The organism is Citrobacter sp. wls619, assembly GCF_005281345.1.
In the GTDB taxonomy this organism is placed as follows: domain Bacteria; phylum Pseudomonadota; class Gammaproteobacteria; order Enterobacterales; family Enterobacteriaceae; genus Citrobacter.
Map to the genome: position 1 here is coordinate 79,686 of NZ_SZXJ01000095.1, position 20,479 is coordinate 100,164.

19 protein-coding genes and 1 riboswitch are annotated in these 20,479 nt (G+C 52.4%); of the genes, 9 read left to right on the forward strand and 10 right to left on the reverse strand.

Annotation, left to right across the window (positions count from 1 at the left end; genetic code table 11):
• Positions 1–5: 5 nt before the first annotated feature.
• The 7 genes from ftsL to leuO all read right to left on the reverse strand — a co-directional run bounded on the left by ftsL (position 6) and on the right by leuO (position 7,135).
• Positions 6–371, reverse strand: coding sequence for a cell division protein FtsL (gene ftsL / locus FDX19_RS17730; protein ID WP_000625651.1), 366 nt, complete (start codon positions 369–371; stop codon positions 6–8).
• Positions 368–1,309, reverse strand: a complete 942-nt coding sequence (rsmH, locus tag FDX19_RS17735; RefSeq protein ID WP_137383727.1) for a 16S rRNA (cytosine(1402)-N(4))-methyltransferase RsmH — start codon at positions 1,307–1,309, stop codon at positions 368–370. Before rsmH ends, ftsL begins: the two co-directional genes overlap by 4 nt.
• A 1-nt stretch (position 1,310) precedes the next feature.
• Complete coding sequence (mraZ, locus tag FDX19_RS17740; protein WP_005124560.1) at positions 1,311–1,769, reverse strand: division/cell wall cluster transcriptional repressor MraZ; 459 nt, start codon at positions 1,767–1,769, stop codon at positions 1,311–1,313.
• A 611-nt stretch (positions 1,770–2,380) separates the two neighbouring features.
• Positions 2,381–3,385, reverse strand: coding sequence for a catabolite repressor/activator (cra, locus tag FDX19_RS17745; RefSeq protein WP_137383728.1), 1,005 nt, complete (start codon positions 3,383–3,385; stop codon positions 2,381–2,383).
• Between the two features lie 264 nt (positions 3,386–3,649).
• Positions 3,650–4,141, reverse strand: coding sequence for an acetolactate synthase small subunit (gene ilvN / locus FDX19_RS17750; RefSeq protein WP_003829566.1), 492 nt, complete (start codon positions 4,139–4,141; stop codon positions 3,650–3,652).
• Between the two features lie 2 nt (positions 4,142–4,143).
• Entirely contained in the window at positions 4,144–5,868 is a 1,725-nt protein-coding gene (gene ilvI / locus FDX19_RS17755; protein WP_137383729.1) for an acetolactate synthase 3 large subunit, read from the reverse strand.
• A 319-nt stretch (positions 5,869–6,187) separates the two neighbouring features.
• On the reverse strand, positions 6,188–7,135 hold the full coding sequence (leuO, locus tag FDX19_RS17760) for a transcriptional regulator LeuO (protein WP_137383730.1): 948 nt from the start codon (positions 7,133–7,135) through the stop codon (positions 6,188–6,190).
• 641 nt (positions 7,136–7,776) lie between these two features.
• Between leuO and leuL the strand changes: the two genes are divergently transcribed.
• The 5 genes from leuL (at position 7,777) to leuD (ending at position 12,634) form a co-directional block, all read left to right on the forward strand.
• Positions 7,777–7,863, forward strand: coding sequence for a leu operon leader peptide (gene leuL / locus FDX19_RS25710; RefSeq protein ID WP_075551415.1), 87 nt, complete (start codon positions 7,777–7,779; stop codon positions 7,861–7,863).
• 89 nt (positions 7,864–7,952) lie between these two features.
• Positions 7,953–9,524 (forward strand): 2-isopropylmalate synthase, encoded by a 1,572-nt coding sequence (leuA, locus tag FDX19_RS17770; protein ID WP_137383731.1) that lies wholly within the window; start codon positions 7,953–7,955, stop codon positions 9,522–9,524.
• Positions 9,524–10,615, forward strand: a complete 1,092-nt coding sequence (gene leuB / locus FDX19_RS17775) for a 3-isopropylmalate dehydrogenase (RefSeq protein ID WP_137383732.1) — start codon at positions 9,524–9,526, stop codon at positions 10,613–10,615. Before leuA ends, leuB begins: the two co-directional genes overlap by 1 nt.
• Before the next feature lie 2 nt (positions 10,616–10,617).
• On the forward strand, positions 10,618–12,018 hold the full coding sequence (gene leuC, locus FDX19_RS17780) for a 3-isopropylmalate dehydratase large subunit (RefSeq protein ID WP_137383733.1): 1,401 nt from the start codon (positions 10,618–10,620) through the stop codon (positions 12,016–12,018).
• 10 nt (positions 12,019–12,028) lie between these two features.
• On the forward strand, positions 12,029–12,634 hold the full coding sequence (gene leuD / locus FDX19_RS17785; protein ID WP_137383734.1) for a 3-isopropylmalate dehydratase small subunit: 606 nt from the start codon (positions 12,029–12,031) through the stop codon (positions 12,632–12,634).
• A gap of 90 nt (positions 12,635–12,724) precedes the next feature.
• Here the strand turns inward: leuD and FDX19_RS17790 are convergent, their stop codons facing one another.
• Positions 12,725–13,903 (reverse strand): sugar efflux transporter, encoded by a 1,179-nt coding sequence (locus tag FDX19_RS17790; protein WP_137383735.1) that lies wholly within the window; start codon positions 13,901–13,903, stop codon positions 12,725–12,727.
• A gap of 115 nt (positions 13,904–14,018) precedes the next feature.
• Entirely contained in the window at positions 14,019–14,141 is a 123-nt protein-coding gene (gene sgrT / locus FDX19_RS17795; protein ID WP_137383736.1) for a glucose uptake inhibitor SgrT, read from the reverse strand.
• Between the two features lie 99 nt (positions 14,142–14,240).
• Between sgrT and sgrR the strand changes: the two genes are divergently transcribed.
• The 4 genes from sgrR (at position 14,241) to thiQ (ending at position 19,574) form a co-directional block, all read left to right on the forward strand.
• Entirely contained in the window at positions 14,241–15,896 is a 1,656-nt protein-coding gene (sgrR, locus tag FDX19_RS17800) for an HTH-type transcriptional regulator SgrR (RefSeq protein WP_137383737.1), read from the forward strand.
• Positions 15,897–15,942: 46 nt separating this feature from the next.
• Positions 15,943–16,165, forward strand: a riboswitch (TPP riboswitch).
• A 157-nt stretch (positions 16,166–16,322) separates the two neighbouring features.
• The gene (gene thiB, locus FDX19_RS17805; protein WP_137383738.1) at positions 16,323–17,306 is read left to right on the forward strand and encodes a thiamine ABC transporter substrate binding subunit; all 984 of its coding nucleotides are present in this window, start codon (positions 16,323–16,325) and stop codon (positions 17,304–17,306) included.
• Positions 17,282–18,892 carry a thiamine/thiamine pyrophosphate ABC transporter permease ThiP gene (gene thiP, locus FDX19_RS17810; RefSeq protein WP_137383739.1) on the forward strand — a complete coding sequence of 537 codons (1,611 nt, stop codon included), beginning with the start codon at positions 17,282–17,284 and terminating at the stop codon, positions 18,890–18,892. The genes thiB and thiP overlap by 25 nt, the downstream gene beginning before the upstream one ends.
• Positions 18,876–19,574, forward strand: coding sequence for a thiamine ABC transporter ATP-binding protein ThiQ (thiQ, locus tag FDX19_RS17815; RefSeq protein WP_137383740.1), 699 nt, complete (start codon positions 18,876–18,878; stop codon positions 19,572–19,574). The genes thiP and thiQ overlap by 17 nt, the downstream gene beginning before the upstream one ends.
• A 44-nt stretch (positions 19,575–19,618) precedes the next feature.
• On the opposite strand, the gene FDX19_RS17820 is transcribed toward thiQ, so the two are convergent.
• Positions 19,619–20,386, reverse strand: a complete 768-nt coding sequence (locus FDX19_RS17820) for a DedA family protein (protein WP_137383741.1) — start codon at positions 20,384–20,386, stop codon at positions 19,619–19,621.
• Between the last annotated feature and the right edge of the window lie 93 nt (positions 20,387–20,479).

Below are 20,479 nucleotides of genomic sequence, written 5' to 3' on the forward strand. Positions count from 1 at the left end.
TATCCTTATTTTTGTACTACGATATTTTCTTGTGAGGGATCAACATGCTGCATTTGCAGCTTTTCCGTTGCGATCCGTTCAACACGGCTATGATCACCGAGCGCGTTCTCTTCAAGGATCAAGTTACGCCATTCGATATCCAGCGCATCTCGCTCCAGAACCAGCTGCTCACGCTGCGCGGTCAGTAACCGCGTATGGTGTGCTGTTGTCACGACGGTAACCGCCGTCAAAATAATGCAAATGAACAGGCAGAGTGGCAGCTTCCCGAACCGCAAAAGATCGTCACCGATCACGCCAGGCAAAGCATGGCGCTCGTTGCTTCCTATCGATCCTTTAACTTTGCTGAGGGCTTCTGTCACTCTGCTGATCATGCGTTCGTCCTCTCTGCAATACGCAGAACTGAACTACGGGCACGAGGATTTTCAGCTACCTCTTCTTCACCCGGCATCAACTTGCCTAGTGCTCTCAACTCACGACCGCCCAGTTTTTTGATCTGCGCTTCGGTCATCGGTATTCCAGCCGGAACCTGAGGACCACGGCTTTGTTCGCGCATAAAGCGTTTCACAATGCGATCTTCAAGCGAATGGAAACTGATTATCGAAAGGCGACCACCTGGTGCCAGCACGCTGAGCGAGCTTTTTAGCGCCTGCTCTATCTCCTCCAGTTCACTGTTTACCCAAATGCGCACCGCCTGGAAGGTACGGGTCGCGGGATGTTTAAATTTGTCTTTTACCGGCATTGCCGCTGCAATGACTTCCGCCAGCTCTTTGGTGCGGGTCATCGGTTCAACGCGGTTGCGCTCGACAATGGCGCGAGCAATACGTTTGCCGAAGCGCTCCTCGCCAAAGGTTTTAATCACCCAGGCGATATCGGTTTCATCGGCGGTTTGCAGCCACTCGGCGGCAGACTGACCGCGGGTGGGGTCCATACGCATATCTAACGGACCGTCACGCATGAATGAAAAGCCGCGTTCGGCATCGTCAAGCTGCGGAGAAGACACACCAAGATCAAGGAGGATTCCATCGATCTTGCCGGTAAGTCCACGCTCGGCGACATAATCAGCCAGCGCAGAGAAAGGTCCATGAATGATGGAGAAACGGGGATCGGTAATCGTCTGGGCAACGGCAATAGCCTGCGGATCGCGATCGATGGCCAGTAAACGTCCCTCTTCACCAAGCTGTGAGAGGATCAGACGTGAATGACCACCGCGACCAAATGTCCCGTCAATGTAGATGCCGTCTGGACGAATATTCAGGCCATTTACGGCTTCATCCAGCAACACCGTGGTGTGTTTATAATTTTCCATCATCTTATAGAGACAAGTCCTGCAATCGTTCCGACAGCGCGCCGGTCACAGACTGCTCAGCGTCGATATCTTCCTTGACCTGTTGATACCAGGTCGTTTCATCCCACAGCTCAAACTTATTGAACTGCCCAACCAGCATCACTTCTTTCGTTAACCCTGCGTGTTGCCGCAGAATGGGCGCTATCAATAATCGACCAGCGCTATCCATCTGACATTCGCTGGCATGACCCAACAACAGGCGCTGTACGCGACGCTCAACTGGATTCATGCTCGACAGACGCGATAACTTCTGCTCGATAATTTCCCATTCAGGCAGGGGGTACAGCAGCAGGCACGGGTGATGGATGTCAATGGTGCAAACCATTTGACCGGTAGCGCTCTCAAGCAGTTGATCCCGATAACGGGTAGGCACCGATAAGCGCCCTTTACTGTCGAGATTAACTAACGTTGCTCCCCGGAACATGCCAGTCTCACCCCCAATCACCACTTTATCCCACAAAATCCCACTTAAAGGAGTTTACGGAGCGGAGGAAAACCTTGTCAAGCAAGTCACGGCGCTCAGCGGAGCAAAAAACCCAATGTTTACGGCTAATATCAGTGTTGAGCAAATTCCATACAGCAAACGAAGCAAATTAACGTTATGAATATTTGTAAGAAAAAAATCCAACAACTCATCATTGTTTAAAACAACTGAATATCATCAAAAGAAAATATAAAGTGTCAGTTTGCGACGCGAGCGGCATTTTAGGACAATATGCGGCGAGATAACAGTACCAGTTGATCGGTCTGTACGGCCCGTACGGCCAAGGAAGGCGAGAGATTGCCGCAATTCGGCAGCAAAGTGTTTGTTAATTCGGCAAATCCACACAAGCATGTAACAAAATAATACAAACGTAACGCGTCGTTACGTACCAATAACCCAAAAAAGGATAGTTGCATTTTTAAATTAGGATAATTAAAGAATGAATTTCAGATAATTCTAAAGAATATTCTTAAATATAATGAGGTTATTTCTGAGAATAAAATAGTTGATGGCATCGAAGCATTCTCTCCAATGCCATCAATAGCAACCACTTAGTTACGGCTAAGGATGCCGCGGCGGTACAGATTACGCCGAATGCGCGTTAATCCTGGTTTTGGTTTACGCGGTTCATCAAGGCTTGCAAGGACGATCTCCAGCACACGTTCAGCCACATCACGGTGGCGCTGTGCCACTGCCAGCACCGGGCATTGCAGGAAGTCGAGCAGTTCATGATCGCCGAAGGTGGCAATGGCTAAATCGGACGGCAGTTGCCCATCGCGACGCAATGTCACATCCATCACCCCCTGCAATAGCGCAAATGAGGTGGTGAACAGCGCCTGAGGCATCGGATGCGTTTCCAGCCATTTATCAAACAGCTGCGCTGCGGCCTCCCGCTCATAGCTATTGGCATACAGGAAGTGCACGTCACGTGGATCGTCTTTCCACGCGGTACGGAAACCCTGTTCACGCAGGAAACTGACCGATAATTCAGGGAGCGCCCCCAGGTAGAGCACAGTTTCAGCAGGGAATTTACGCAATTCCTCCGCCAGCATTTGGGCATCATCCTGATCTGCGCCGACCACACTGGTGAAGTGTTCACGATCCAGCGCACGATCCAGCGCGACAATCGGGAATGAACTGTTCGCCCAGCGCTGATAGAACGGATGTTCCGGCGGTAATGAGGTAGACACAATTATGGCGTCAACCTGACGCTGTAAAAGATGCTCAATACAGCGCATTTCGTTATCTGGCTGATCTTCAGAGCAGGCAATCAGCAGTTGATACCCGCGCTGACGCGCCTGGCGTTCCAGGTAGTTTGCAATGCGGGTATAACTCGTATTCTCCAGGTCCGGGATCACCAACCCGATAGAACGTGTGCGTCCAGCACGGAGCCCGGCCGCCACAGCATTAGGGTGGTAATTATGTTCGCGCACCACCGCCATGACTTTTTCGACCGTTTTGTCGCTTACGCGGTATTGCTTTGCTTTGCCATTAATAACGTAGCTTGCAGTCGTTCGCGAAACGCCGGCCAACCGAGCGATTTCATCCAGTTTCACAATTGCCCCTTGCGTAAAATGTACAAACCATAACCTTTTAGATGGCATGGGTTAAATTTATTAACATCTAAGCGCAGAATAATGACTGCGGCAACCGCTTTTGTCTCTGGTTACTGCTGATTTCGCAAAAAAAAGCGCAACAGGTGGTATCAGCGAAAACGGGGACGTTACCTGTAGGCCGGATAAGGCGTTTACGCCGCCATCCGGCATGACCTCCACGATGATGCCTGATGGCGCTGTGCTCATCAGGCCTACAGTCGACTATTAGCGCATAATTTTATCGCCGCGAGAAAGTCCTACCACGCCGGAACGGGCAACTTCCACAATTTTGGCGACTTCACGCAAGGTTGCCAAAAACGCATCCAGTTTATCGCTGGTGCCCGCCAGTTGTACGGTGTAGATAGACGGCGTGACATCGATGATCTGCCCACGGAAAATTTCCGTGTTGCGTTTCACCTCCTCCCGGCCATAACCACTGGCCTGGATCTTCACCAGCATGATCTCTCGTTCAACGTGTGCGCCCTGCCCTAACTCACTTACCCGCAGGACATCCACCAGCTTGTGCAGTTGTTTTTCAATTTGTTCGAGGACCTTTTCATCGCCTACGGTCTGAATCGTCATCCGCGATAAGGTCGGATCGTCAGTCGGCGCGACGGTCAGGCTTTCAATGTTGTAACCTCGCTGGGCGAAGAGGCCTATCACACGCGATAATGCCCCAGACTCGTTTTCCAGTAATACTGATAATATCCGGCGCATAATCAGGTCCTCTCCGTTTTGCTTAACCACATCTCATCCATACCGCCCCCTCGAATTTGCATCGGGTAGACATGCTCACTGCCATCGACGGTGACATCAACAAACACCAACCGGTGGTTGCGCACATGTTCCAGTGCTTCTCCCAGTTTGCTTTCCAGCTCATCCGGATGATTTATCTGGATACCAATATGCCCATAGGCTTCAGCAAGACGGACAAAATCGGGTAGCGACTGCATATAAGACTGCGAATGACGCCCGGAATAGATCATGTCCTGCCATTGTTTCACCATGCCGAGATAACGGTTGTTAAGGTTGAGTACCAGCACCGGCAGCTCATATTGCAGCGCCGTCGACAGCTCCTGGATATTCATCTGAATACTGCCATCACCGGTAACGCAGACTACCGTTTCATTCGGCAGTGCCATCTTCACCCCTAACGCTGCGGGTAAACCGAATCCCATGGTGCCAAGACCGCCTGAGTTAATCCAACGACGAGGTTTATCAAACGGATAGTAAAGTGCAGCAAACATCTGGTGTTGGCCCACATCCGAAGTGACATACGCATCGCCTTTCGTCAGACGCCAGATAGTTTCAATGACGGCCTGCGGTTTAATGCTCTCACTCTGGGTGTCATATTTCAGGCACTGCCGGGCGCGCCAGTGCTCAATCTGTTGCCACCAGTCACGGTTATCATCCAGCGGCTGCTGAGATTTCTCCTGCTCCAGCAGCTCCAGCATCTGCTCAAGCACCAGGCGAGCATCACCTACGATTGGAATATCCGCAGTCACGGTTTTTGAAATAGAGGTGGGGTCGATATCGATATGTAACACGGTCGCATTCGGGCAATATTTTGCCAGATTATTGGTTGTACGATCGTCAAAGCGCACGCCGACGGCAAAGATCACATCGGAATGATGCATGGTCATGTTTGCTTCATAAGTACCGTGCATGCCCAACATGCCCAGCGCCTGACGATGCGTTGCCGGAAACGCGCCTAACCCCATCAGCGAGGAAACAACTGGCAGATTAAGTGCTTCAGCGATCTGGCCCAACGGCTCATGGCAGGCGGCATTAACGGCGCCACCACCCACGTACACAACCGGTTTTTTAGCCGCGACTAACGTCTGCAGAGCACGTTTTATCTGCCCTTTATGTCCAGTTGTCGTCGGATTATACGAACGCATGCTCACCGACTCCGGCCAGCTATAAGGCAGTTTCTTAGCTGGATTCAGAATATCCTTCGGCAAGTCCACAACCACAGGACCAGGGCGACCGCTTGCGGCCAACCAGAAGGCTTTCTTCAGCACCTGAGGTATATCTTCCGTTTGCTTGACCAAAAAGCTGTGTTTTACCACCGGACGAGAAATCCCCACCATGTCGCACTCCTGAAAGGCATCGTAGCCAATCAGAGAGGTAGCCACTTGCCCGGAGAGGATCACCAGCGGGATGGAGTCCATGTACGCCGTTGCGATACCCGTGATCGCATTGGTTGCTCCCGGCCCTGAGGTGACCAACACAACGCCCACTTCTCCCGTCGCACGTGCCAGACCATCGGCCATATGGACCGCTGCCTGCTCATGGCGGACCAGCACATGATCAATACCACCGACCGTATGCAAAGCATCATAAATATCGAGGACTGCGCCCCCAGGATACCCGAATACCTGCTTCACACCCTGATCGATGAGCGATCGGACGACCATCTCGGCTCCAGACAACATCTCCATGGCTTGCCTCCACTCTTATAATGAATAACGGTTTAACAACACATTAACCGCTGACGATAAGGCATGGCAATTGACACCGAAGTGGTGGTGTAACAGCGGATAAGAATAAAACGGAGGAAAGAATCGAATAAACGGAGAATTAAACCAGTATAAGCAAATGAAATGACAAATAATCGCTTAAAAATGAGCACTTACAGCGATTACTCTATTTTTTCACCCTCCCAGGCAAAAACCGAAAGCAGATTTCAGCATAAAATTTCAAATAAAAATAAAAAAGCAGAATAAACCAGACGCATCATCGGATTTACTCTGCCATAGGTCACTGCTTACAGATGGAGACTAACAGCTCTTCCATCCATTGATGTCCTTTATCCCGACCTGCGGCTTCATGCCAGGAAAGATAACAAGTCCGGCTATTCAGTTTTAACGGTAGCGGTAATATTTGCAGCTCTAAAGCCTCGGAGAACTCTTCAGCTAACCAGCGTGGCGCAATAGAAACCAAATGAGTTTGGGATACGATATTCAGTACGCTGATTAATGCCATTCCCTGATAAGCCACGCAGGATTGTTTATCTGGTGTGTCATACCACGGCTGGCTGAAAGATGCGAAGCGATCGAGCGAAACCACGGCATGTTGTTCATTATAGACATCACTCTCCAGTAATGGACCGCTAATGCGCGGGTGTTTTCTACTTGCGACTAACACCATCTCATCGTTGAATAACGGAATACTGGTGAATTCAGGGCGGCGGAATTCTTCATAACTAATAACGAACTCTGTTTCCTGATACCGTAATTGATGTTCTGTATTTTGGTTGAGCGATGATTTAAATACAACATGAATATTAGGTGCGACTTGCTCAACGCGATTGTAAATCAAGGACGTGAGGATATTATCCAATGGGCTACAGACGCAGAGATTAAATACACGTGAGCTGCTGGCGGGTTCAAAACCAGACCCTGGCAGTTCATTCTGCACCAATTGCAGCGCCTGACGAATAGAGCCAAATAGCTGAAAAGCCCGTGCTGTTGGCTGGATGCCTCGGCCATAGCGCACAAAGAGCTCATCATTAAACATAACCTTCAGACGCGCGACTGCGTTGCTGACTGCAGGCTGCGACATCCCCAGAGAATGCGCTGCACGAGTAATATTCTGCTCTTGCATCACCGCGTCAAAAACGGTTAATAAATTAAGGTCAACCATGCGCAGTTGCGGCTTCCCCATATCTAAAAGATTAGGTTTATCTATTATTTTTACTTCTGGCATATTTAACTCCACTGTCACTCAAAACTCCCTTTTCCCAGACGGAGCTCAGAAATAACCTCCGCTAATATGATTTACCATGCATATAAAATAAGAAAAAGGGAAAGCATTAAAATTAGGAAAACATAAAGGCCCTGGCCTGAATGAACAAAAAAAATGCGAGCGCAGTGTGGCAGAGGTCACTGCACGATGATTCATACGTTTAAATGTCGAAAACAATATAACCATAACCATGGCGAATACACAATCATGCACGAAGTGAATATATGTTTAAGTTTTAATTAAATGTTTATATCATTAACACCGCGATGCTTAACATTTATTTATCAATCATTTTCCCCACGGCACCCCAAATCTATTCAAAGTTAGTATAAAAAACCGATAAATCATAAAGATAAAAAATTCATCCGCACATTATCTCTTCAATATGCCGTTACAATAGCTGAAAACAAATATGCTCAAATATGTCAAATCGTGAAAAGTATGTAATCCACACGCTGATTTATTTTATACAACCATAAAAATTCAGCACAATTCGCTCAAAGTTCCGGAGATTTTTTCCGCCGAGTAGGGGGATGGGGTTGACATCAATCTTCATATCCAGTACCACTAAAAGCATATCGCATTCGCCTGGAGCTTGATTGATGACTTACATTGCTCGTTTTAACGGTCTACTACTACTAAACGCATTCTCATTGCGCGGTAGACTGGTGGACGACATTCAGCATTAAGTCAGCTCCAGTTAAGACAAAAACCCGCGCCATTGCGCGGGTTTTTTTATGCTCGAAGCAAGGCGCCCTAAACACCAAGGACCTAAACCATGAGCCAGCAAGTCATTATTTTCGATACCACCTTACGCGATGGTGAACAGGCGTTACAGGCAAGCCTGAGTGTGAAAGAAAAACTGCAGATAGCTCTGGCCCTCGAGCGTATGGGCGTTGACGTGATGGAAGTGGGTTTTCCTGTTTCTTCACCGGGTGACTTTGAATCAGTACAGACCATTGCCCGTCAGGTTAAAAACAGCCGTGTTTGCGCGTTAGCTCGCTGTGTGGAAAAAGATATCGATGTGGCTGCTGAATCGCTGAAAGTGGCTGAAGCTTTCCGCATTCACACATTCATTGCCACGTCACCGATGCACATCGCGACGAAATTACGCAGTACGTTGGATGAGGTGATTGAACGTGCGGTCTACATGGTTAAGCGAGCGCGTAATTACACCGATGACGTGGAGTTCTCATGCGAAGACGCAGGTCGAACCCCTATCGCCGACCTGGCCCGCGTGGTTGAAGCGGCGATTAATGCGGGTGCCAAAACCATCAATATCCCCGATACCGTTGGCTACACCATGCCTTTCGAATTTGGCGCAATCATTTCTGGTCTGTATGAACGCGTACCGAATATCGATAAAGCCATCATCTCCGTACACACCCATGATGACTTAGGCCTGGGCGTCGGTAACGCACTGGCGGCCGTTCACGCCGGTGCTCGCCAGGTGGAAGGCGCGATGAACGGTATCGGCGAACGAGCGGGTAACTGCTCGCTGGAAGAAGTGATCATGGCGATCAAAGTGCGCAAAGATATCCTGAACGTACAGACTCGCATTAATCACCAGGAAATCTGGCGTACCAGCCAGTTAGTCAGCCAAATCTGTAATATGCCGATTCCTGCCAACAAAGCGATTGTCGGTAGTGGTGCCTTTGCTCACTCCTCCGGTATCCATCAGGACGGCGTACTGAAAAACCGTGAAAACTACGAAATCATGACGCCTGAATCCATCGGTTTGAACCAGGTACAGTTGAACCTGACCTCCCGTTCCGGACGCGCCGCGGTGAAACACCGTATGGACGAGATGGGCTATAAAGAAAGCGAATACAGCCTGGACAATCTGTATGACGCGTTCCTGAAGCTGGCAGATAAAAAAGGTCAGGTATTCGATTACGACCTGGAAGCACTGGCCTTTATTAACAAACAGCAGGAAGAGCCAGAACACTTCCGTCTGGACTATTTCAGCGTGCAGTCTGGCTCTAATGATATTGCCACCGCCTCCGTCAAGCTGGCCTGTGGCGAAGACGTCAAAGCCGAAGCGGCTAACGGTAACGGCCCGGTCGATGCCATTTATCAGGCCATTAATCGCGTGACGGAATACAACGTCGAACTGGTCAAATATAGCCTGACCGCTAAAGGCCACGGTAAAGATGCGCTGGGTCAGGTGGATATCGTCGCCAACTATAACGGTCGCCGCTTCCACGGCGTCGGGCTGGCAACAGATATCGTCGAGTCTTCCGCCAAAGCGATGGTGCATGTGCTGAACAATATCTGGCGCGCTGAAGAAGTCGAAAAAGAATTGCAACGCAAAGCTCAGAACAACGAGAACAACAAGGAAACCGTGTGATGTCGAAGAATTATCATATTGCTGTTTTGCCGGGTGACGGTATTGGCCCGGAAGTGATGGCGCAAGCATTGAAAGTACTGGACGCAATTCGCAACCGTTTTGGCATGCGCATTACCACCAGCCACTATGACGTGGGCGGTGCCGCTATCGATAACCACGGTCAGCCGCTGCCACCGGCGACGGTTGAAGGCTGTGAGCAAGCCGACGCCATTCTGTTTGGCTCCGTTGGCGGCCCGAAATGGGAACATCTGCCGCCCAACCAGCAGCCTGAGCGCGGTGCGCTGCTGCCGTTGCGTAAGCACTTCAAATTATTCAGCAACCTGCGCCCGGCTAAGCTGTACCAGGGGCTGGAAGCCTTTTGTCCTCTGCGCGCCGATATCGCCGCGAACGGTTTCGACATCCTGTGCGTACGTGAACTGACGGGTGGGATCTATTTCGGTCAACCCAAAGGCCGCGAAGGCAGCGGGCAGCATGAAAAAGCCTTTGATACTGAGGTTTATCACCGTTTCGAGATCGAGCGTATTGCCCGTATCGCGTTTGAGTCTGCGCGCCAGCGTCGCCGTAAAGTCACGTCGATTGATAAAGCCAACGTGCTGCAAACATCCATCTTGTGGCGTGAAATCGTCAATGAAATCGCCAACGAATACCCGGATGTTGAACTGGCGTATATGTATATCGACAACGCGACAATGCAATTAATCAAAGACCCGTCCCAGTTCGACGTACTGCTGTGCTCAAACCTGTTTGGTGACATTCTGTCTGATGAGTGCGCCATGATCACGGGCTCAATGGGCATGTTGCCATCTGCCAGCCTGAATGAGCAGGGCTTTGGCCTGTACGAGCCGGCTGGCGGTTCTGCACCCGATATCGCAGGGAAGAATATTGCAAACCCTATCGCCCAAATTTTGTCACTGGCCCTGCTGTTGCGTTACAGCCTGGATGCCAATGATGCGGCAACCGCAATTGAGAGCGCTATCAACCGCGCATTAGAAGAAGGTATTCGCACCGGTGACTTAGCCCGTGGCGCTGCCGCAGTTAGTACCGATGAGATGGGCGACATCATCGCTCGCTACGTCGCTGAAGGGGTGTAATCATGGCCAAGACGTTATACGAAAAATTGTTTGATGCGCACGTTGTCTTTGAGGCGCAAAACGAAACCCCACTGTTATATATCGACAGACATCTGGTGCATGAAGTGACCTCTCCGCAGGCGTTTGATGGTTTGCGTGCGCATGGTCGCCAGGTTCGCCAGCCGGGTAAAACCTTTGCCACGATGGACCACAACGTTTCGACGCAAACGAAAGACATTAACGCCTCGGGCGAAATGGCGCGTATTCAGATGCAGGAGCTGATCAAAAACTGCAATGAATTTGGCGTGGAACTGTACGATCTGAACCACCCGTATCAGGGTATCGTCCACGTGATGGGGCCAGAACAAGGCGTAACCTTACCGGGCATGACCATCGTTTGTGGTGACTCGCATACCGCCACCCACGGTGCGTTCGGCGCGCTGGCGTTTGGTATTGGCACCTCTGAAGTTGAACACGTTCTGGCGACGCAGACCCTGAAACAGGGGCGCGCCAAAACCATGAAGATTGAAGTCAACGGTCAAGCAGCGCCTGGCATTACCGCTAAAGATATCGTACTGGCGATTATCGGGAAAACCGGTAGCGCAGGCGGTACCGGACATGTCGTTGAATTTTGTGGCGAAGCCATTCGCGCACTGAGCATGGAAGGCCGTATGACGCTGTGCAACATGGCCATTGAAATGGGTGCTAAAGCGGGCCTGGTCGCACCGGATGAAACCACGTTCAACTATGTGCAGGGCCGTTTGCACGCCCCGAAAGGTGACGACTTTGCCAATGCGGTTGCGTACTGGAAAACGCTGAAAACCGACGATGGCGCAACGTTTGATACCATCGTCACCTTGCAGGCAGAAGAGATTGCGCCGCAGGTGACATGGGGAACGAACCCGGGTCAGGTCATCTCTGTGACCGATAATATCCCCGACCCGGTTTCATTTGCCGATCCCGTTGAGCGCGCATCGGCTGAAAAAGCGCTGGCATATATGGGGCTGAAACCGGGTATTCCGTTAACAGAAGTGGCTATCGATAAAGTGTTCATCGGTTCCTGCACCAACTCGCGTATTGAAGATTTACGCGCCGCGGCGGAAATCGCCAAAGGCCGTAAAGTCGCCCCGGGCGTTCAGGCGTTGGTGGTTCCAGGTTCTGGTCCGGTAAAAGCGCAAGCGGAAGCGGAAGGTCTGGATAAGATTTTCATTGAAGCCGGTTTTGAATGGCGTTTACCAGGCTGCTCCATGTGCCTGGCCATGAACAATGACCGCCTGAACCCTGGCGAGCGTTGCGCATCCACCAGCAACCGTAACTTTGAAGGTCGTCAGGGCCGCGGTGGTCGCACGCATTTAGTCAGCCCGGCCATGGCCGCCGCTGCCGCCGTCACCGGTCATTTTGCCGACATTCGCAGCATCAAATAAGGAAACTACCATGGCAGAAAAATTTACCCAGCATACCGGCCTGGTTGTCCCACTGGATGCCGCCAACGTCGATACCGATGCCATTATTCCCAAACAGTTTTTGCAGAAAGTAACACGCACCGGGTTTGGCGCTCATCTGTTTAACGACTGGCGTTTCCTCGACGAAAAGGGGCAACAGCCTAATCCAGAGTTCGTGCTGAACTTCCCGGAATATAAAGGTGCATCAATTCTGCTGGCGCGGGAAAACTTTGGCTGCGGCTCTTCACGTGAGCATGCGCCGTGGGCGCTGACTGATTACGGCTTTAAAGTGGTGATCGCGCCAAGCTTCGCCGACATCTTCTACGGCAACAGCTTCAACAACCAGCTGCTGCCGGTGACCCTGAGTGACGCACAGGTCGATGAAATGTTTGCCCTGGTGAAAGCCAATCCGGGCATTAAATTTGAAGTGGACCTGGAAGCGCAGGTGGTGAAAGCAGGCGATAAGTCCTACAGCTTTAAAATCGATGACTTCCGCCGTCACTGCATGCTGAACGGTCTGGACAGCATCGGACTGACGCTGCAGCACGAAGCGGCGATTACCGAATACGAACACAAGCAACCCGCATTTATGCGCTAGTCATTGTGACGCCGGATGCGCTGCGCTTATCCGGGCTACAAACGCATTCCAACTGTAGGCCGGATAAGCGCAGCGCATCCGGCAACATGATTAAACGTCTTTCACCCGTCCGGTCATCACCAGCGTAACCACAGAAATCACCGCGATTACCCAGTAAACGGCAAAATGTCCGTAGCTTTGCGCGACAGCCCCCTGAATCACCCCTGCCAAAATGACACCCGTGGAAATACTGTTGGTGAATAATGTGGTGGCTGAACCTGCCCGTCCCGGCATCAGATCCTGAAACCACAGCATCCCTATCCCAGCGACAATACCAATGAATACGGCGTTAAACAGTTGCAGCACCAGCAGCGCAGTATGGCTGTGAAAGAAAATAAGACCAAGGTAAAACAGCACACCGGCCGCCACGGCGGTAATCATCATTCGTCGTTTACCAAAGCGCTTCACGTAATAGCCCGCCAGAATCATCGCCGGAATTTCCAGCCCGGCAGCCGTCCCCATCAGGATCCCAGCAAGCTTGTCGGGTAAGCCCAGTTCAAGGCTTATCCACAGCGGCATATCGATGATGTACATCGTGTTGCAGGTCCACATCAACGTGGAGGCAATAAACAGCATGCGTACATTTTTGTCCTGCCAACCGCCAGCCTGTTCCAGCGGCACATCGACAGGTTGCTCCACCCGGGCAACAGAGGGCAGGATCAGCGCAATCAGCAGCAGGCTTATCGCAAAAATGCCAGCCGCAATAGAGAACATCACCGTGAAACCGTAATTCAGTGCCAGCATGAAGGCCAGCGGTGGCCCAATAACCCACGCCAACGAAAGCTGTGCGCGCATCACTGAGCTAAACATCACCACTTCACGCGCTGAGTTATCCGCATACTCCCGCGCCAGCGCAAACAACTGCGGCATCGCGGTATTCGCCAGCGAGGCCAGCAACACACCGCAGGTGATCAACGTGAGATAGTGACGATTAAAGGTAAACAGCAGCGCGTTGCCAATTGCCATCAAGCAGCAAAACATGATCAGCTTGCGCCGATCGCCCTGGCTGTCGGAACGTTTTGCAAGCCCGAGGCTAACCACGATCCCGGCAATCGCATTGACGGTATAAAACAACCCGACCCAGAATGGTTGCGCCCCGACTTCACGGCTCAGGAACAGGCTCAGCGTGGGTGCCTGCAATGCCCCCGCCACGCCCATCATAAAAGCGACCAGCATAAATGCCGCGTAAACGCCGTTGAGGCGCCGTCCCATGGTCATAATCCAGAGCATTGTTATCCCTATTGGCTGGGCTGATACGAAAAAAGCCAGCAGATAATACCTGCTGGCGCGGCGATTAACACCAATACTCAGTCACACATGATGTCTGCAATTCCCAATTAAGGAGTCAGGCTGTCACCTCCCACTGCATCAGATCTTCGAGCATCTTTAAGCGCTGCGGTGCGCTCAGGCAAGCCAACCAGGACGATTTCTCTGTCGCGGTAAAGTACTTCATATAGAACTGACGCATAGATGACCCCTTCGTTGTCTCATCGCTTCATCGGAATCTATTATTGGCTTAATATAGGGATAATAAAATTGCTGAGTTTTTTGCAGGAGTTCCCCTTTTATGTCTTCTGGTCGTTTGCAACAACAGTTCATCCGTCTGTGGCAATGCTGTGACGGCAAAACGCAAGACACGACGCTGAACGAGCTGGCGGAGCTGCTTAGCTGCTCGCGCCGCCATATGCGAACCCTGCTCAACACCATGCAGGAACGCGGCTGGTTAACGTGGGAAGCGGAGGTCGGTCGGGGTAAACGCTCACGCCTGACATTCCTCTATACCGGGCTGGCGCTCCAGCAGCAGCGGGCAGAAGACCTGCTGGAACAGGATCGCATCGATCAACTGGTACAGCTGGTCGGCGACAAAACCGCCGTACGGCAGATGCTGGTTTCCCACCTCGGCCGTAGCTTTCGCCAGGGGCGGCACATCATGCGCGTCCTGTATTATCGACCGATGCGCAACCTGCTGCCCGGTACGGCATTACGTCGTTCCGAAACCCATATCGCCCGGCAAATCTTCAGCGCCTTAATTCGGGTAAATGAGGAAAATGGGGAACTGGAAGCGGATATTGCCCATCACTGGCAGCAGATATCACCTTTACACTGGCGATTCTTTCTACGCCCGGGGATCCATTTTCACCACGGTCGTGAGCTGGAAATGGACGATGTGATCGCCTCACTGACCCGCATTAATACGTTGCCGCTGTACTCACATATTACCCAGATCGTCTCTCCCACGGCCTGGACGCTGGATATCCATCTGTCCCAGCCCGACCGCTGGCTTCCCTGGTTATTGGGGCAAGTCCCCGCCATGATCCTGCCGCGAGAATGGGAAACGCTGAATAACTTCTCCAGCCACCCGATTGGGACTGGCCCGTATGCGGTGATACGTAATACCAATAACCAACTGAAGATTCACGCATTTGATGATTACTTTGGCTACCGGGCGCTGATCGACGAAGTTAACGTTTGGGTGTTACCCGACATCGGCGAAGAACCAGGCGGCGGGTTGACGCTAAAAGGTCCCACGGAGGATGAAAAGGCGATCGAGAGCCGCCTCGAAGAAGGCTGCTACTACCTGCTGTTTGATACGCGTACCCACCGCGGCGCTAATCAGGAGGTCCGCGAGTGGGCTAGTCGCGTACTCTCGCCAACCCATTTAATCTGCCACGCCGACGAACAGTACCAGCGACTGTGGTTCCCCGCCTATGGTTTACTCCCCCGCTGGCACCACGCCAAACCCGGCCATGGTGAAAAACCAGCCGGACTGGAAACGCTGACGCTCACTTACTATCGCGATCATATCGAACACCGGATTATCGCGCAGATCATGAAGACGTTGCTGGCGCAGCATCAGGTGCAACTGAATATTCAGGAGATCGACTACGATCAATGGCATGCGGGTGAAATAGTCAGCGATATCTGGCTAAACAGCGCCAACTTTACTCTACCGCTGGACTTCTCGCTGTTCGCCCATTTGTGCGAAGTCCCGTTGCTGCAAAACTGTATCTCGCGGGACTGGGAAAACGATGCCGCCCGCTGGCGAACCGGTGAAATGAGCCTGGCGGCATGGTGCCAACAGCTGCTCGCCACAAAGGCCATTGTGCCATTGATCCACCACTGGTTGATCATTCAGGGACAGCGCAGTATGCGCGGGCTGCGCATGAATACCCTCGGCTGGTTTGATTTTAAATCGGCGTGGTTTGCGCCGCCGGATCCTTAGATCCGGCACTTGATTGCCGCATAGCAACAAAATCATTACACTAACGCCGTTCTCAACGGGGTGCTAAATAAAAAACATACACAAGATCATTCATGATGCATCAAGGCGGCAAGCAAGTGAGTCCCCAGGAGCATAGATAACTATGTGACTGGGGTGAGCGAGCGCAGCCAACACAGAGGCAGCGTGAATGATGAAGTGTATGGGCTGAGAGATACCCGTCGAACCTGATCCGGATAATGCCGGCGAAGGGATTTGAGGCTGTAGCTCAAGTCCTTTGCCACCTAACTCGTCATACTTCAAGCTGCAGACGCGTTGGCTTTCTTCGCTCACCCCTGTCACGTACTACCTGTACGCTCCTGGGGATGTGCTGCGTCGCCGCCTTCCTGCAACTCGAATTATTTAGAGTTTTACTTTATGAGGTGCAAAGTGTTTAAAAAATGTCTTCCGCTTGTACTGCTGTGCGCAGCGCCTGCCTTCGCTAAACCTGTACTGACCGTCTATACCTACGACTCGTTCGCTGCTGACTGGGGCCCGGGCCCGACAATCAAAAAAGCCTTTGAAGCTGACTGCAACTGCGAGCTGAAACTGGTCGCGTTAGAGGATGGCGTATCGTTGCTGAACCGCCTGCGTATGGAAGGAAAAAACAGCAAAGCTGACGTCGTACTGGGGCTGGACAACAACCTTCTGGCAGCCGCGACGCAAACCGGGCTGTTCGCTAAAAGCAACGTGCCGGAGAATGCAGTCAGTGTGCCTGGCGGCTGGAAAAACGACACCTTTGTCCCATTTGATTACGGTTATTTCGCCTTCGTTTATGATAAAAACAAGCTGAAAAACCCGCCGAAGAGCCTGAAGGAACTGGTAGAAAGCGACCAGAAATGGCGCGTAATCTACCAGGATCCGCGCACCAGCACGCCGGGTCTGGGGCTGCTGCTGTGGATGCAAAAAGTCTATGGCGATAAAGCGCCGGAGGCGTGGCAGAAACTGGCAGCCAAAACCGTCACCGTCACCAAAGGCTGGAGTGAGGCCTACGGCCTGTTCCTGAAGGGTGAAAGCGACCTGGTGTTGAGCTACACCACCTCGCCGGCCTATCACATCATCGAAGAGAAAAAGGGTAACTACGCCGCCGCTAACTTTAGCGAAGGTCACTATCTGCAGGTGGAAGTTGCCGCACGTACCGCAGCCAGCAAGCAACCGGAGTTGGCGGAAAAATTCCTGAAATTTATGGTATCTCCGGCATTCCAGAGTGCGATCCCAACGGGCAACTGGATGTATCCGGTGACGCAGGTCACCTTGCCGCCAGGATTTGAGCAACTGGAAAAACCGGGTAACGCACTGGAATTTACCCCGCAGCAAGTTGCGGCCCAACGTCAGGCATGGATTAGCGAATGGCAACGCGCCGTCAGCCGTTAATTCCCGGCTGGCTAATCCCAGGGCTTTCAGCTGCCACATTGATGGTGGCTGTCGCGCTGGCCGCATTTCTGGCGCTGTGGTTTAACGCACCGCAGGGAGAATGGGTATCGCTCTGGCAGGATAGCTACCTGTGGCATGTGGTGCGCTTTTCTTTCTGGCAGGCATTTTTATCCGCAGCGTTATCCGTTATCCCGGCGATTTTCCTCGCCAGAGCGCTCTATCGCCGGCGCTTTCCCGGACGTCTGGCCCTGTTGCGCCTGTGCGCGATGACGCTGATCTTACCAGTGCTGGTCGCTGTATTCGGCATCCTTAGCGTATATGGTCGTCAGGGCTGGCTGGCCTCGCTCTGGCACACATTCGGGCTGGAGTGGACGTTTTCGCCCTACGGCTTACAGGGTATTCTGCTGGCGCATGTCTTTTTCAACCTGCCGATGGCCAGTCGCTTACTGCTGCAATCGCTGGAAAACATCCCCGGCGAGCAACGCCAGCTCGCGGCGCAGTTAGGGATGCGCGGCTGGCATTTCTTCCGTTTTGTTGAATGGCCGTGGCTGCGTCGTCAGATCCTTCCCGTAGCAGCACTTATCTTTATGCTGTGCTTCGCCAGCTTCGCCACCGTGCTGTCGCTCGGCGGCGGACCGCAGGCAACCACTATCGAGCTGGCTATCTATCAGGCACTAAGCTTTGATTACGATCCCGCGCGGGCGGCTATGCTGGCCCTGATCCAAATGGTTTGCTGTTTAGCGCTGGTACTGCTCAGCCAACGGTTGAGTCGCGCCATTGCGCCCGGCACGACGCTGGTACAAGGCTGGCGCGATCCTGACGATCGCCTACACAGCCGACTGGCTGACTTAATTCTGATTGTTCTCGCGCTGTTGCTGTTGCTACCGCCGTTGCTGGCGGTGATTGTCGATGGTTTAAACCGCAATGTACTGGATGTGCTTACGCAGCCAGTGCTGTGGCAAGCACTGGGGACGTCACTGCGCATCGCGCTGGCGGCAGGCATATTGTGCGTCATTCTGACGATGATGCTGCTGTGGAGTAGCCGCGAACTGCGCGCCCGGCAGCAGGTATTGGCAGGTCAGGCGCTGGAACTGAGCGGTATGATGATACTCGCCATGCCGGGTATCGTGCTGGCTACCGGGTTCTTTTTGCTGCTCAATAACAGCATTGGGTTACCGGAATCGGCTGACGCCATCGTGATTTTCACCAATGCGCTGATGGCGATCCCTTACGCGCTGAAGGTGCTGGAAAACCCGATGCGCGATGTGACCGCACGCTACAGTATGTTGTGTCAGTCTTTGGGTATTGAAGGATGGTCACGGCTGAAAGTGGTTGAACTACGCGCCCTGAAGCGCCCGCTGGCGCAGGCGATGGCCTTTGCCTGTGTCCTGTCGATTGGTGATTTTGGCGTAGTCGCCCTGTTCGGTAATGAAGATTTCCGCACCCTGCCGTTTTATTTGTATCAGCAGATTGGATCTTACCGCAGTCAGGATGGCGCGGTTACGGCGTTATTGCTGCTGATCCTATGCTTCACGCTGTTTACCGTTATTGAGAAATTGCCGGGACGAAATGTTAAAACTGATTGATATTACATGGCTTTATCACCACTTACCCATGCGTTTCACATTATCGGTAGCGCGCGGTGAGCAGATCGCGGTGCTCGGGCCAAGCGGCGCCGGGAAAAGCACGCTATTGAATCTGATTGCCGGCTTTCTGACGCCTGCCAGCGGCACAATGATGATTGAAGGCGAAGATCACACCGCCACACCGCCCTCTCGTCGTCCTGTTTCCATGCTGTTTCAGGAAAACAACCTGTTCAGCCATCTGAACGTGCAGCAAAACATCGGCCTGGGTCTGAATCCGGGATTAAAACTGAACGCGTCTCAGCATGAGAAACTACAGCACATCGCCCAACAAATGGGTCTTGATAACCTGCTGGACAGGCTTCCCGGCGAGCTTTCCGGCGGTCAACGGCAACGTGTGGCGCTGGCGCGTTGTCTGGTTCGCGAGCAACCTGTTTTACTGCTTGATGAACCGTTCTCTGCACTCGACCCGGCGTTGCGCCAGGAGATGCTATCGCTGGTTGCCGAGGTTTGTCGTGACAAACAACTGACGATGCTGATGGTCTCCCATAGCGTTGAAGATGCGGCACGCATTGCACCACGTTCAATTGTGGTCGCCGATGGGCGCATTGCATGGCAGGGCAAAACGGACGATCTGTTAAGCGGCAACGCCAGCGCCTCGGCGCTATTGGGCATTAAAGCATAATGCGTTGCCGGATAAGGCGAAGCCGCCATCCGGCAAAGGAATCGTCAGTAACCCACCACTTTGCGCAAAATATCGAGATACACCGGCATCAGTGGGTGACGCAATAACGCCACCAGCGCGACTACGCCAATCCCCAGCGTCAGCGGCGCCAGATACAGCAGGCGGCCACGCGGTAAATATGCGGTTAAGCGATCGACAGCCGCTTTGCCACTGCGCCACAGTCGCCAACACAGCCAGCCACCCACCCACAGCAGCAGTGCAGTCGCCAGCAGCAGCCATTTGAAATCTCCGCTCTGCATATCAGAAGGAATATCGATTGCCGCGCCCGCCAGAATCCCCGGCAGGAAATAGAACGGAGGCCACAGCACACAGCCGATGATATTGGGGACGATGAATTTGGCGACGGGCAGATCCAGCATGCCTGCCACCATCGGTACCAGTGGACGCGTCGGGCCCACAAAACGCCCCACCAAAATAGTAAACATGCTGTGCTGGTGTAGCGCGTGTTCGGTCTTGTCCAGCAACGCCTTGTTCTTTTTCATGAAGGACCAACGGTGCAACGGCTTTTTAAAGCGCCAGCCCAGCCAGAAGGAGATCCAGTCTCCCAACAAGCAGCCAACGATGCCCGCAAGCCAGGCATGCCAGAAATTCAGTTCACCACTGCCAATTAAGGCGCCCAACCCCGCCATCATCACGGTGCCAGGTAGAATCAGGCCAACCAGCGCCAGAGACTCTAGAAAAGCCACCAGAAGCACAGCTATCAAAGAGTACATGGCGGACTGGAGAATAAAGTGTTCCAGCAATGCTTGCATAATGTGTCCGTCAGATTTACGAAGCAGGGATTCTGCAAACCCTTCTCAACTTCGTCAAGCCATCAATTGTCTGAATAGATTGCGAGTTATGAC

Coding starts and splice junctions, on each gene's coding strand:
- ftsL (WP_000625651.1), bottom strand. CDS start 371: ATGATCAGCAGAGTGACAGAAGCCCTCAGCAAAGTTAAAGGATCGATA.
- rsmH (WP_137383727.1), bottom strand. CDS start 1,309: ATGATGGAAAATTATAAACACACCACGGTGTTGCTGGATGAAGCCGTA.
- mraZ (WP_005124560.1), bottom strand. CDS start 1,769: ATGTTCCGGGGAGCAACGTTAGTTAATCTCGACAGTAAAGGGCGCTTA.
- ilvN (WP_003829566.1), bottom strand. CDS start 4,141: ATGCGCCGGATATTATCAGTATTACTGGAAAACGAGTCTGGGGCATTA.
- ilvI (WP_137383729.1), bottom strand. CDS start 5,868: ATGGAGATGTTGTCTGGAGCCGAGATGGTCGTCCGATCGCTCATCGAT.
- leuO (WP_137383730.1), bottom strand. CDS start 7,135: ATGCCAGAAGTAAAAATAATAGATAAACCTAATCTTTTAGATATGGGG.
- leuL (WP_075551415.1), top strand. CDS start 7,777: ATGACTTACATTGCTCGTTTTAACGGTCTACTACTACTAAACGCATTC.
- leuA (WP_137383731.1), top strand. CDS start 7,953: ATGAGCCAGCAAGTCATTATTTTCGATACCACCTTACGCGATGGTGAA.
- leuB (WP_137383732.1), top strand. CDS start 9,524: ATGTCGAAGAATTATCATATTGCTGTTTTGCCGGGTGACGGTATTGGC.
- leuC (WP_137383733.1), top strand. CDS start 10,618: ATGGCCAAGACGTTATACGAAAAATTGTTTGATGCGCACGTTGTCTTT.
- leuD (WP_137383734.1), top strand. CDS start 12,029: ATGGCAGAAAAATTTACCCAGCATACCGGCCTGGTTGTCCCACTGGAT.
- FDX19_RS17790 (WP_137383735.1), bottom strand. CDS start 13,903: ATGCTCTGGATTATGACCATGGGACGGCGCCTCAACGGCGTTTACGCG.
- sgrT (WP_137383736.1), bottom strand. CDS start 14,141: ATGCGTCAGTTCTATATGAAGTACTTTACCGCGACAGAGAAATCGTCC.
- sgrR (WP_137383737.1), top strand. CDS start 14,241: ATGTCTTCTGGTCGTTTGCAACAACAGTTCATCCGTCTGTGGCAATGC.
- thiP (WP_137383739.1), top strand. CDS start 17,282: ATGGCAACGCGCCGTCAGCCGTTAATTCCCGGCTGGCTAATCCCAGGG.
- thiQ (WP_137383740.1), top strand. CDS start 18,876: ATGTTAAAACTGATTGATATTACATGGCTTTATCACCACTTACCCATG.
- FDX19_RS17820 (WP_137383741.1), bottom strand. CDS start 20,386: ATGCAAGCATTGCTGGAACACTTTATTCTCCAGTCCGCCATGTACTCT.